Raw genomic sequence first — 11676 nt, 5'->3', positions numbered from 1 at the left:
GGCCCAGCCGGGCGGTGCCGCGCCTGCTGCCGATCAGTCGGAGTGGGGCGCTGCTGCGCCCAATGCGGCGGCTGCGCCTGGTTCTTGCGCTGGATCCCGGCGCGGGGGCCGGGACGTATGCCGAGTTTGGGGCATTGCATGTGCCATACCGCAGCCTGCGCCCCGGGCTTGACCCCGTGCCCGGCAGCGGCGGGGACGCCTGTTGGAGCCGGTCGGCGGATCGGGGTTTGCTGGGCCCTCATGTCCTCCGCCCGTCATGGCCGGGCTCGTCCCGGCCATCCACGTCTTCTCCGCGGCGACCGCTGTCCGTGGATGCCCGGCACAAGGCCGGGCATGACGGCTGTGGTGGATTGTATGGCATCTGCCTGTACCGCAGCCGGGGGCCCGGCCGGGCGGCTGCCAATCCGTCGGGAGGGACGCTGGCGCGCCCAATGTGGCGGCTGCGCCGGGTCGTTGCGCTGGGTCCCGGCGCGGGGGCCGGGATGTATGCCGGGTTTGGGGCACGGCTTTTGCCAGTTTTCAGAATATGCCCCGGGCTTGACCCGGGGCCCAGCCGGCCGGCGCCGCATCCACGGCCGATCCGTCAGAGTGGGGCGCTGGTGCGCCCAATGCGGCGGCTGCGCCGGGTTCTTGCGCTGGGTCCCGGCGCGGGGGCCGGGATGTAGGCTGCGGGGTGGGGCAATGCATGTGCCCATACCGCAGCGTGCGCCCCGGGCTTGACCCGGGGCCCAGCCGGGCGGTACCTCACCTGACGCCGATCAGTCGAGACGGGCGCCGGCGCGCCGAAATACGGCGGCTAGTCGCGCTGGACGAGCTCGATCATGTAGCCGTCGGGATCCTTGATGAAGGCGATGACGCGGGAGCCGTGCTTCATCGGGCCGGGGGGACGGGGGATGTCGCAGCCCCTGGCCTCGAGCTCCGCGCAGGTTTCGTAGATGTCCGGCGCGGCAAGCGCGATGTGGCCGTAGCCGGTGCCGAGCTCGTAGGGCTCGTCGTGCTCCCAGTTCCAGGTGAGCTCGAGCACGGCCTCGGAATCCTCGTCGCCGTAGCCGAGGAAGACGAGGGTGAACTTGCCGCCGGGAAACTCCATGCGGCGCAGTTCCGACATGCCGAGCAGGCGGGTGTAGAAGTCGACGGACCGGTCGAGGTCCTTCACCCGCAGCATCGTGTGCAGGATCCGGGTGGGGGCGAGCCGGGGGGACTGTGTTTCGGTGCTCATGGGTGCTTCCTTGGAACGTGCCGGCATGCGCGGCGGTCGCGTGCCGGTATATCGCGTCGCGGACCCGCGCGCATCCGCTGCAGAAGAGAAGGTGCTTCGACGTGCCGGTTTCCCGAAAGGCCGTCACGTCGCGGCGGCAGCGGGAGATGGCGTCTGCTCTCCGGCGCCGGCGATGATCTCCGCGAGCCTGCGGCCGGCGTCGGCGGGCGGGCCGTTGTTGACGATCTCGTGCAGCGCGACGCCGCCCGGGACGGTGACGGGGACGGGCGCCAGGCGCTCGTCGATGTCGGCGCCGGCCTCGCGGCCGCGGGCGACGAGGCGTTCCTTCAGGATGTCCGGCGGCGCGGTGACGTGGACGACGGCGACATGGGCGTAGCGGCGCGCCGCCGCGTCGATGATGCGGCGCGAGACGTTGGCGACGACGGTCGCGCCGTCGGCGATCCAGTCATCGATCGCGGCGGGCAGCGCATAGCCCAGGCCGTGGGCGCGCCAGTGCAGGGCGGCGCCGCCGGACGCGACGAGGCCGTCGAAGGCCGCCTCGTCGAGGCTGTCATGGTCCTCGGCGCCTGCGTCGGCGGGACGGGTGACGATGCGACGGACGAAGCGGACGCTGCCGGCTTCGCCGATGATCTCGCGGGCGAGCCGCATCGCGGTGTCCTTACCGGCGCCGGAGGGGCCGACGACGAGGACCAGGGTTCCAGGCCCGGCCATCGCGCTCAGGCGGGGCTCTCGACGAGCGCCGCCTCGGCGTCGATGCGGAAGTCCTCGAGCGCCGGCGTCCTGGCCCCGGTGTCCTTGGCAAGATCGTCCCAGACCCGCAGGCGCACGGCGTCGCGGGCGAAGGGCAGGGCGATGAAACCGGCCGCCTCGGCGTCGGTGAACGGCCCGCCCTGGACGTTCAGCGAGGAGACGGAGGCCGGCGACAGCGTGGCGAAATAGGCGGCATTTGTGGCGCACAGGTAGCGCTTGGCGGCGACGTGCATGCGGATCGGCTCGGTGACGGCCGGGCCGAACCAGGCGGAGAGGTGCGCCGCGGCGACCTCCTCGTGCAGCATGTCGACGCCGCGCTCGGCGGCGCCCTCGTCGTCGGCGACGACATGGCCGTAGTCGTGCAGCAGCGCCGCGGTGACAAGGCTCGCGGTGGAGCCGGCGCGGCGGGCCATCGTCGCGCATTGCAGTGCGTGCTGGAGCTGGGTCACCGCCTCGCCGCCGTACATCTCGTGGCCCCGGCTTGCCAGCCGGGAGAAGATCCCGTCGATGACCGGGTTGGGGCCGCCGACGCCGGGCCGCACGATATCCTCGATCACATCGCTCACGCCACCCTCCTGCCGTTCGACCAGACCGCGCGGACCACCGGCACGTCGTCGGCGAACCGCACCTGCACCAGATCGGCCCTGAGCCCCTCGGCGATCTCGCCGCGGTCGTCGAGGCCGACGGCGCGGGCGGGGTTCGAGGTGACGAGCCGGATCGCGTCGGGAAGGCCGATCGCCCCGACGTGGCCGGGCAGGACGAAGGCGGCGTGCAGCAGGCTGAAGGGCACGTAGTCCGACGACAGCACGTCGAGCAGGCCGTCGGCGGCCAGCTCGATCGCCGACACGTTGCCGGAGTGGGAGCCGCCGCGCACGACGTTGGGCGCGCCCATCAGCACCGCGAGTCCCCCGTCCTTCGCCGCCTTCGCCGCGGCGATCGTGGTCGGAAACTCCGACAGCACGACGCCCTCGGCGACGGCCTCGGCGACATGCTCCTCGGTGGCGTCGTCGTGGCTGGCCACGACGATCCCGGAGCGGCGGCAGAGCTCGAACAGCGCCCTGCGGTTCGGCTCTGCGTTGGCGGCGTGCAGGGCGTGGCGCTCGGCGATGAAGGCCTCCATCTCGGCGTCGCTCATGCCGACCTTGCCCTGGTAGTACTCCCTGTACTTGTCGAGGCTGACGAACTGGCGCTGGCCCGGCGTGTGGTCCATCACCGAGACGAGCTTAAGGCTCGGGTTGCCGAGGAAGGCCTCGGCTTCCTCGACGACGTCCTTTGCGGCGATCTCGCAGCGCAGGTGCAGGAAGTGGTCGGCGCGCAGCCGTCCGTTCGCGCCGGCGGTGACGATGGCGTCGGCGAGCGTGCGCATGTGGCGGCCGAGCCGCGAGGTGTCGGCGTCGGTGCCGACCCGGAGCGCGTCGAGGACCGTGGTGATGCCGGAGGCGGCGATCTGGGCGTCGTGCGCCTGGACGGCGGCGATCGGGTTCCAGCTGACGCCGGGGCGCGGCGCGACATGGCCCTCCAGGTGGTCGGTGTGCAGTTCGACGAGGCCCGGGATCAGGAAGTCGCCGCCGAGGTCCTCGGCCGCGGCCACGGCGGTGGCGCCCGCATCGACCGCGCGGATCACGCCCTCCGACATGACGAGCGTGCCGGGGACGATTTCGCCGGCAAGGACGATGCGCGCGTTGGTGAGGATCGTGTCAGGCATGGCCGGCGTCATATGGCCATCTTGCGAAGGCGTTGTGACAGGATGTCGATCAGCGACACGGTGACCACGACGATGATGATGATCGCGGCGGTCTCGCCGTAGTAGAAGCCGCGGATGGATTCGAACAGGATCTGGCCGATGCCGCCGGCGCCGACGATGCCGAGCACGGTGGCGGAGCGGACGTTGGTCTCGAAGCGGTAGAGCGAGAACGAGATCCACAGCGGCAGGACCTGCGGGACGACGCCGTAGACGATCTCCTGCAGGCGCGTCGCGCCGGTCGCCCGGATGCCCTCGACAGGGCGCGGGTCGATCGCCTCGACGGCCTCGGAGAACAGCTTGGAGACGATGCCCATGTTGTGGATGAACAGCGCCATCACGCCGGCGAAGGGGCCGAGGCCCACGGCGACGACGAACAGGACGGCGAAGACCAGCTCGTTGATGGCGCGGCAGGCGTCCATCAGCCGGCGGACCGGCTGCACCACCCATACGGGGGCGATGTTGCTGGACGACAGCAGGGCGAACGGGATGCCGAAGACGATCGCCAGCACCGTGCCCCAGATCGCGATCTGGACGGTGAGCACCATTTCCTCGACGTAGTACTCCCAGTCGCGGAAGTTCGGCGACAGGAAGCCGCCGGCGTAGTCGGCCATGTTGCCGGCGTCGGTGAACAGGTTGACCAGCCGGAACATTTCCGCCGGTCCCCAGCTCCAGGCCAGCACCAGCGCCAGCCCGCCCCAGACGAACAGCCGGTAGAGGACGTCGGTGGTCGAGGCGCGGGGCAGTTCGACGGGGCGCGGCTGGGCGGGGCCAGCGGCGGCGCTCGTTTCGCTCGTCATGGGGCGTCTCGAAAGGATGTGTTGGAACGGGACGGCGGCGCCGGGCGCAGGGCCGCGGCGCCGCCGGTCTTTCCGGTCGCTGACGCCTACGACTGCGGGACCTTGGCCATCAGGCCTTCGTACCTGGCCTTCTCCGCCTTCAGCTCCTCGAGCTTCGCGGTCTTCTCGTCGGCCGACATCTTGTCGTCCGACTGGACCTGGAACTCCTGCTTGGTGATCTCCATGATCCGGATCGGATAGAGCTGGGCGTCCGAGGACGGCTTGAAGGGCGCCCACTGCAGGGCGGCCAGCACGTCGCGGGCGGACTCGACTTCCTCGGGCGTGCCGAGGCGGCCGTAGGAGAAGAAGAAGGTGTAGATCTTGTCCTTGGCGGCCTGGTCGAGGTCCTTGCGCCACAGGATCGGATCGGACGGGATCAGCGGCGACTGCCAGATGATCTTGACCTTCTTGGCCGCTTCCGGGTTGGTGGTCTGCAGGCGGCGCAGGTTCTCGGTGTTGTTGGTGGCCAGATCGACCTGCTTGTTGGCGACCGCCATCAGGTTGGTCTCGTGATTGGCATTGCGGACCGTCTTGAAGCAGGTCTTCGGGTCGATGCCGTTCTTGGCGAAGATGAAGGTGGTGGGGACCAGGAAGCCCGAGGTGGAGTTCGGGTCGCCGATGCCGAAGTCCAGCGTGCCGTCGCACTTCAGCGCGTCATCGAGCTTCTCCATGTCGCTGTCGACATTGGCGAGCAGCAGCGACCAGTAGCCGGGGTTGCCTTCCGAATCGACGGTCTGGGCGAACACCTCACCGTTGGCGCGGTCGACGGCTTCCATGCCCGACTTGTTGCCGAACCAGGCGACGTCGACCTTGCCGAACCGCATGCCTTCGATGACGCCGGCATAGTCGGTGGCGAAGAAGGCGTTGACCTTCAGGCCGGTGTCCTTCTCCATCGCCTCGAGGAAGGGCGTCCAGATCGTCTTCAGGTTCTGGCTCGACTCGGTCGAGATGATGCCGAAGTTGATTTCGGTCGTCTGGGCCTGGACGGCGCCGACGAGCGTGGCGGAAATCGCCGCGGCGGCAAGGCCTTTAGCGACAAGATTCATGTAGTCCTCCGTGCCAACTGGCGGTTTGGGTCGAATTCGAGTTGGACCGTCCGGGGACGGTCACGCGCCCGCGAACGCCGCAGCCGGCCGCAGGGCGGCGCGCGGTCCGTCGGCCTTCGCAGGGACGTCGGGAAGCACGAGCTCTTCGGACGCGTCGCCGTAGAGCTCGCGCAGGAAGTCGTGCGTCAGGGCCTCGCTCGGCCCGTCAAAGGCGATCTCGCCGTCGCGCAGCGCGATGGTGCGCCGGCAGTAGCGCCGGGCGTACTCGACCTGGTGCAGCGACACGATGACGGTGATGCCGTCGTTCAGATTGATTTCCGACAGCGTCTCCATGACGCGCTTGGCGGAGGCCGGGTCGAGTGAGGCTATCGGTTCGTCGGCGAGAATGACGCGGGCGCCCTGGACCATGGCGCGGGCGATCGCGGCGCGCTGCTGCTGGCCGCCGGAGAGCGTCGAGGCGCGCTGGCCCGCGGCCTCGGCGATGCCGACCCGTGCCAGCGCCCGCATCGCGGCGATCCGCTCCTCGCGGGTGAAGATGCCGAAGGTGCCGCGAAGGGCGGGAATTCGGCCGAGCACGCCGGTCAGCACATTGGTGAGCACGGACAGCCGGGTGACCAGGTTGAACTGCTGGAAGATGACGCCGACCTCGCGCCGGATGTCGCGCGCCTCGGCGGTCAGCAGGCCGTTGCACTGCACCGGACGACCGTTGACCGTCACCTTGCAGCAGGCGTCGCGGTCGCCCTGGACCAGACCGGCGACATGACGGATCAGGGTCGACTTGCCGGAGCCGGACGCGCCGATCAGCGCGACCATCTCGCCGCCGTCTATGGACATGGAGACGTCGTTGAGGGCGCGCTTGCCGCCCCGAAACGTCTTGGAAAGCCCTTCGACCACGACTGCCGCCACGGCGATCCCCTTACTGGTTGCGCGCTGAACCGGTAAATCATCAACGACAGGAGGCTTAGCGACGGCCCGTGACGGCTGTTTTGCGGTCGCGTGTCGGTTCGATGACAATCCACAGGCCCGGTATGCCCGGGATTTCGCTGGGGTTTCGGACCCGGCTGTTCCGCCAGAAACGGCTTGACGCGACCGGTTTGGCGCGCGCATCAGAATCGGCGCCCCGGAACCTGCCGTTCGTGCCGAAGGAGCCCTCGCGTGAAGCACATCTATCACTCCTCCGCGTTCGACCCGGCGATCCCCGTCGACAGCTACTGGGCGGCCTCGGCGCCGCCGCTGGAGATCGACACGCCGGCACTCGGCGGCGACGAGACCTGCGAGGTCGCCGTCATCGGGTCCGGCTACACCGGCATGTCGGCCGCGCTGCACCTGGCCCGAGACCACGGAACCGACGTGCGCATCCTGGAGCGCGTCGCACCGGGCTGGGGGGCATCCGGACGCAACGGCGGGTTCTGCTGCCTGGGCGGCACCAAGGTGTCGTTCGCGACCCTGATCCGCCGCTACGGAGAGGCCGAGGCGCGCCGGTTCGCGATGACCCAGCTGGAGGCCATCGACCTGGTCCGCGAACTGTCTCAGGGCGAGGGCTTCGACCTGGACGCAAGCGGCCAAGGCGACATCCTGGTGGCGCACGACAAGGGCCGCGTCGCTGACCTGCACGAGGAGCAGGCGTTCATGCGCGACGTCTACGGCCTCGACAGCCGGCTCTACCCGCAGGAGGAACTGCGGCAGGCCGGCCTCGCCATGGCCGGTGCGCAGGGGGCGCTGCACATGCCGCACGGCTTCGGCCTGCATCCGCTGAAATACGCGCGCGGGCTCGCCGGCGCGACCGTGGCGCGGGGCGTCGCGATCCACGCCAACAGTCCGGTCGAGGCCTGGCAGAAGGTAGATGGCTGGCACCGGCTGTCGACGCCGGGCGGCACGCTGAGGGCACGCAAGGTGATCGTCGCCACCAACGGCTACACCGCCGAGGACCTGCATCCGGGCCTGACCGGGCGGGTGCTGCCGGTGCTCTCCAACATCGTCACGACGCGGCCGCTGACGGTCGCCGAGCGCGAGGCGCAGGGCTGGACGACGCCGACCATGGCGTATGACAGCCGCCGGCTGCTGCACTATTTCCGGCTGCTGCCCGACGGCCGCTTCATGCTCGGCGCGCGCGGCGGCGTCTCCGCCTCGCCGCAGAGCGTCGCGCGGATGAAAGCGAACATGCGCAGGCGGCTGGCGCGGCTGTTCCCGGCCTGGGCGGATGTCGAGATCAGCCATTTCTGGCGCGGCTTCGTCTGCCTCGCCGCCGACCTGGTGCTGCATGTCGGGCGCCTGCCCGACGACCCCAGCGTCGTCCACGCGCTCGCCTATCACGGCAACGGCGTCTCGATGGCAACGTGGTCCGGCCGGGCCGCCGCACGGCTCACGGTCGGTGAGGGGGCGGATGGCGAGATCGTCCCGGCGGTCGCCGGCCAGCCGCTGCCGCGGTTCCCGCTGCCCGGCCTCAGGCCGCTCTACCTGCGCGGCGCCTACATGGCCTACCGGCTGCAGGACGAGGTGCTGTAGGGGCGCGGCCGGCTGGTGGGGGAGGGGGCGGCTGAGGCGGAGCGCTTGGGGTCGCCGGAAGCGGCAGGGGCTGCGGCTTGGTGCGATCCCGGCTCTGCGCTGCGCTTGGCCGGGATGACGTGGGAGGGGTGAGGTCGCGGGGCACAATCGGTGCCGTCAACACTTACGTCATCCCGGACGCCGCGATGCGGCTACCCGGGATCGCCAGAAGCCGCGGGGGCTGCGGTCCGGTGCGATCCCGGCTCGGCGCTGCGCTTGGCCGGGATGACGTGGGGGGTGAGGGGGCGGTGGTGCGTCGAGGCCGCAACGTGAAGGGGTGAGGGGCGGGGTGCCCATTGCGAAACGGTGACGTCTAGGGGGCGAGGGGGTGCTGCGCAATCGAAGCCGCACACCTCTACGTCATCCCGGAAGCCGCGGCTGCGGCTATCCGGGATCGCCCTGGACCGCAGCGCTGCGGCCTCTTGCGATCCCGGCTCTGCGCTGTGCTTGGCCGGGATGACGTGGGGGGTGAGGAGGGCGGCGGTGCCCCATTGCAATGCTTCGACGTGAAGGAGGAAGGGCGGGGCGTAGTCGTTACCGCACACCTCTACGTCATCCCGGAAGCCGTCTTGCGGCTATCCGGGATCGCCCAGAACCGCAGCGCTGCGGCCTCTTGCGATCCCGGCTCCGCGCTGCGCTTGGCCGGGATGACGTGGGAGGGGGTGGGTCTGCGTCCAGGTCGAAAGAAAGGAGCCTCGGTCGGCTTCCTACCCTCAGGCGGCGAAGGCGCCGACGTCGACGGCGCGGGTGGCGACGCGGCGGCGCATGGTGGCGTCGTGGAAGATGCCGAGCAGGGCGGCGCCGGAGTCGCGGCGCTCCTCGATGAGCTCGGCGACGATGTCGCGATTGGCGGCGTCGAGCGAGGCGGTCGGCTCGTCGAGGATCAGGATCGGGTGGTCGGAGACGAGGCCGCGGGCGATGTTGACCCGCTGCTGCTCGCCGCCCGAGAAGGTCGCCGGCGGCAGCGACCACAGGCGCTCCGGCAGGTTGAGGCGCTGGAGAAGGGCGGCGGCGCGGTCGCGGGCCTCGTCGGCGGGCCGTCCGCGCTCGCGCAGCGGTTCGGCGACGACGTCGATCGCCGGCACCCGCGGCACGGCGCGCAGGAACTGGCTGACATAGCTGATCATCCGCCGGCGGATGTCCCGGATCCGGCGCGGCGGGGCGGAGGCGATGTCGACGATGGTGTCGCCGTCGACCACCAGGATCTGGCCGGCGTCGGCGAGGTAGTTGCCGTAGATCATCCTGAGGATGGTGCTCTTGCCGGCGCCCGAGGGGCCGGTCAGCACCACGCATTCCCCGGCCGAGACGGCGAACTCGACATTGCGCAGCACCGGCAGCTCGACGCCGCCGCGCAGATGCATGGTGAAGGTCTTGCCGACGCCGGACAGGCAGAGGCGCATGGTCATGACGATGGCTTTCCGCGTTGAGTTCTTCGTGCGGGCGTGCCGCGGGCCCGGGCGGCGGCTGCGACGAGACGTGCCGGGGAAGATGCCCGTCGCCCTTGCCGGACCGGATCCCGGATCAAGTCCGGGACGTAACCAGTGCCAGGGGCGGGATTTGCGCGGTTTTCTCGAGCGGGCATCGGATGGACCGCTACGGCTGCAGGACGGAGGCGACCAGGAGCTGGGCGTCGGCGCTCTGCGGGTCGTCGAGGACCTGGTCGGTGAGGCCGGATCAAGTCCGGGTCGCCACCAGTGCCCGGGGCGGGATATGCGTGGTTTTCTCGAGCGGACATCGGATGGAGCGCTACGGCTGCAGGACGGAGGCGACGAGGAGCTGGGCGTAGGGGCTCTGCGGATCGTCGAGGACCTGGTCCGTGAGGCCGCTCTCGACGACCTTGCCGGCGCGCATCACCATCAGCCGGTGCGAGATCATCCGGGCGACCGCCAGGTCGTGGGTGACGATGATGGCGGCGAGGCCGAGGTCGGCGACGAGGCCGCGCAAGAGGTCGAGCAGGCGGGCCTGCACCGAGACGTCGAGGCCGCTGGTCGGTTCGTCCATGAAGACCAGGCGCGGCCCGGTGACGAGGTTGCGGGCGATCTGCAGGCGCTGGCGCATGCCGCCGGAGAAGGCGTCCGGCCGGTCGTCGATGCGGTCTTCGGCGATCTCGACGCGGCCGAGCCAGTCGAGCGCGGTCGCGCGGATGGCGCCGTAGTTGCGGCCGCCGATCGCCATCAGCCGCTCGCCGACATTGCCGCCGGCCGAGACGCTCATGCGCAGGCCGTCGCGGGCGTCCTGGTGGACGAAGCCCCAGTCGGTGCGGGCGAGGAAGCGGCGCTCGGCCTCGCTCAGCGAGAACACGCCGCGGGCGGTGCCGTCGCGCATCCGGTACTCGACGACGCCCGCCGTCGGGGTCAGCCGGCCGGACAGGCAGTTGAGCAGCGTCGTCTTGCCGGACCCGGATTCGCCGACGATCGCCAGCACCTCGCCCGGCCACAGCTCGAAGCCGACGTCCTGGCAGCCGATGCGGTTGCCGTAGTAGCGCGACAGGCCGCTCGCGCGCAGCAGCCAGGGAGACGTATCCGTCATCATGCCGCTTCCCCGCTGCGCGACCGGGTTTCCTCGCAGTGGTCGGAATCCGAGCAGACGAACATGCGGCCGCCGCGGTCGTCGGTGAGGATCTCGTCGAGATAGACGCCGCTGGAGCCGCACAGGGCGCAGGGCTCCTCGAAGCGCTGCACCTCGAAGGGATGGTCCTCGAAGTCGAGGCTCTCGACGTCGGTGTGCGGCGGGATCGCGTAGATGCGCTGCTCGCGGCCGGCGCCGAACAGCATCAGCGCCTCGGCGCGGTGCATCTTCGGATTGTCGAACTTGGGGATCGGCGAGGGGTCCATGACGTAGCGGCCGTCGACCAGCACCGGGTAGGCGTAGGTCGTAGCGATGTGGCCGTGGCGGGCGATGTCCTCGTAGAGCTTGACGTGCATGATCCCGTATTCCTCGAGCGCGTGCATCTTGCGGGTCTCGGTCTCGCGCGGCTCCAGGAAGCGCAGCGGCTCGGGGATCGGCACCTGGAAGACCAGCACCTGGTCGGCGGCGAGCGGTTTCTCGGGAATGCGGTGGCGGGTCTGGATGACGGTCGCCTCGGTTGTCCTCGTGGTGGTCGCGACGCCGGCGGTGCGGGCGAAGAAGCCGCGGATGGCGACCGCGTTGGTGGTGTCGTCGGAGCCCTGGTCGATCACCTTGAGGACGTCGCCGGGGCCGAGGATCGCGGCGGTCACCTGGACGCCGCCGGTGCCCCAGCCGTAGGGCATCGGCATCTCGCGGCTGGCGAAGGGGACCTGGTAGCCGGGAATGGCGATGCCCTTGAGGATCGCCCGGCGGATCATTCGCTTCGTCTGCTCGTCGAGATAGGCGAAGTTGTAGGGGATGTCGGGCGAGCCGGCACCGGTATCACCCTGAGCCGTTGCGTTTTCCGGAGGCATTGCGTCGTCCGATCTCCCTCCCCCCGCAGGAAGTCGGGAGTTTCCGACTTCCTTGTCGAGATGGGCGACATCGGAAACATCCGATGTCGTGGAGGGGAGGGTCGGGGTGGGGGGG

General features: G+C 70.2%; 11 protein-coding genes. 1 reads left to right on the top strand and 10 read right to left on the bottom strand.

Annotated elements, in window-relative coordinates:
* Positions 1-796: 796 nt before the first annotated feature.
* The 7 genes from gloA to phnC all read right to left on the bottom strand — a co-directional run bounded on the left by gloA (position 797) and on the right by phnC (position 6501).
* Entirely contained in the window at positions 797-1219 is a 423-nt protein-coding gene (gene gloA / locus V3328_RS10835; RefSeq protein ID WP_340329671.1) for a lactoylglutathione lyase, read from the bottom strand.
* A gap of 123 nt (positions 1220-1342) precedes the next feature.
* Entirely contained in the window at positions 1343-1930 is a 588-nt protein-coding gene (gene phnN, locus V3328_RS10830; protein ID WP_340329670.1) for a phosphonate metabolism protein/1,5-bisphosphokinase (PRPP-forming) PhnN, read from the bottom strand.
* Positions 1931-1935: 5 nt separating this feature from the next.
* Positions 1936-2535 (bottom strand): phosphonate degradation HD-domain oxygenase, encoded by a 600-nt coding sequence (locus tag V3328_RS10825; RefSeq protein WP_340329669.1) that lies wholly within the window; start codon positions 2533-2535, stop codon positions 1936-1938.
* Positions 2532-3674: an alpha-D-ribose 1-methylphosphonate 5-triphosphate diphosphatase gene (locus V3328_RS10820; protein WP_340329668.1), complete on the bottom strand. Its 1143-nt coding sequence runs from the start codon at positions 3672-3674 to the stop codon at positions 2532-2534. Before V3328_RS10820 ends, V3328_RS10825 begins: the two co-directional genes overlap by 4 nt.
* Positions 3675-3682: 8 nt before the next feature.
* Entirely contained in the window at positions 3683-4510 is an 828-nt protein-coding gene (gene phnE / locus V3328_RS10815) for a phosphonate ABC transporter, permease protein PhnE (RefSeq protein WP_340329667.1), read from the bottom strand.
* Positions 4511-4596: 86 nt separating this feature from the next.
* Complete coding sequence (gene phnD, locus V3328_RS10810; protein WP_340329666.1) at positions 4597-5595, bottom strand: phosphonate ABC transporter substrate-binding protein; 999 nt, start codon at positions 5593-5595, stop codon at positions 4597-4599.
* A gap of 60 nt (positions 5596-5655) precedes the next feature.
* Entirely contained in the window at positions 5656-6501 is an 846-nt protein-coding gene (gene phnC, locus V3328_RS10805; RefSeq protein WP_340329665.1) for a phosphonate ABC transporter ATP-binding protein, read from the bottom strand.
* Between the two features lie 249 nt (positions 6502-6750).
* Here phnC and V3328_RS10800 point away from each other — a divergent pair, with 249 nt between their 5' ends.
* The gene (locus tag V3328_RS10800) at positions 6751-8100 is read left to right on the top strand and encodes an NAD(P)/FAD-dependent oxidoreductase (protein WP_340329664.1); all 1350 of its coding nucleotides are present in this window, start codon (positions 6751-6753) and stop codon (positions 8098-8100) included.
* A 752-nt stretch (positions 8101-8852) separates the two neighbouring features.
* Here V3328_RS10800 and phnL read toward each other — a convergent pair.
* From phnL to V3328_RS10785, 3 genes are all read right to left on the bottom strand, one after another.
* Entirely contained in the window at positions 8853-9545 is a 693-nt protein-coding gene (gene phnL / locus V3328_RS10795; protein WP_340329663.1) for a phosphonate C-P lyase system protein PhnL, read from the bottom strand.
* Positions 9546-9885: 340 nt separating this feature from the next.
* On the bottom strand, positions 9886-10668 hold the full coding sequence (gene phnK / locus V3328_RS10790; protein ID WP_340329662.1) for a phosphonate C-P lyase system protein PhnK: 783 nt from the start codon (positions 10666-10668) through the stop codon (positions 9886-9888).
* Positions 10668-11561, bottom strand: a complete 894-nt coding sequence (locus V3328_RS10785; RefSeq protein WP_340329661.1) for an alpha-D-ribose 1-methylphosphonate 5-phosphate C-P-lyase PhnJ — start codon at positions 11559-11561, stop codon at positions 10668-10670. Before V3328_RS10785 ends, phnK begins: the two co-directional genes overlap by 1 nt.
* Positions 11562-11676 lie beyond the last annotated feature (115 nt).

This window comes from Microbaculum marinum (genome assembly GCF_037855135.1).
GTDB classification, from domain to species: domain Bacteria; phylum Pseudomonadota; class Alphaproteobacteria; order Rhizobiales; family Tepidamorphaceae; genus Microbaculum; species Microbaculum marinum.
Note: the sequence above shows the minus strand (reverse complement) of the source record. Positions and strands in the feature narration are given on the sequence as shown.

Coding starts and splice junctions, on each gene's coding strand:
- gloA (WP_340329671.1), bottom strand. CDS start 1,219: ATGAGCACCGAAACACAGTCCCCCCGGCTCGCCCCCACCCGGATCCTG.
- phnN (WP_340329670.1), bottom strand. CDS start 1,930: ATGGCCGGGCCTGGAACCCTGGTCCTCGTCGTCGGCCCCTCCGGCGCC.
- V3328_RS10820 (WP_340329668.1), bottom strand. CDS start 3,674: ATGCCTGACACGATCCTCACCAACGCGCGCATCGTCCTTGCCGGCGAA.
- phnE (WP_340329667.1), bottom strand. CDS start 4,510: ATGACGAGCGAAACGAGCGCCGCCGCTGGCCCCGCCCAGCCGCGCCCC.
- phnD (WP_340329666.1), bottom strand. CDS start 5,595: ATGAATCTTGTCGCTAAAGGCCTTGCCGCCGCGGCGATTTCCGCCACG.
- phnL (WP_340329663.1), bottom strand. CDS start 9,545: ATGACCATGCGCCTCTGCCTGTCCGGCGTCGGCAAGACCTTCACCATG.
- phnK (WP_340329662.1), bottom strand. CDS start 10,668: ATGACGGATACGTCTCCCTGGCTGCTGCGCGCGAGCGGCCTGTCGCGC.
- V3328_RS10785 (WP_340329661.1), bottom strand. CDS start 11,561: ATGCCTCCGGAAAACGCAACGGCTCAGGGTGATACCGGTGCCGGCTCG.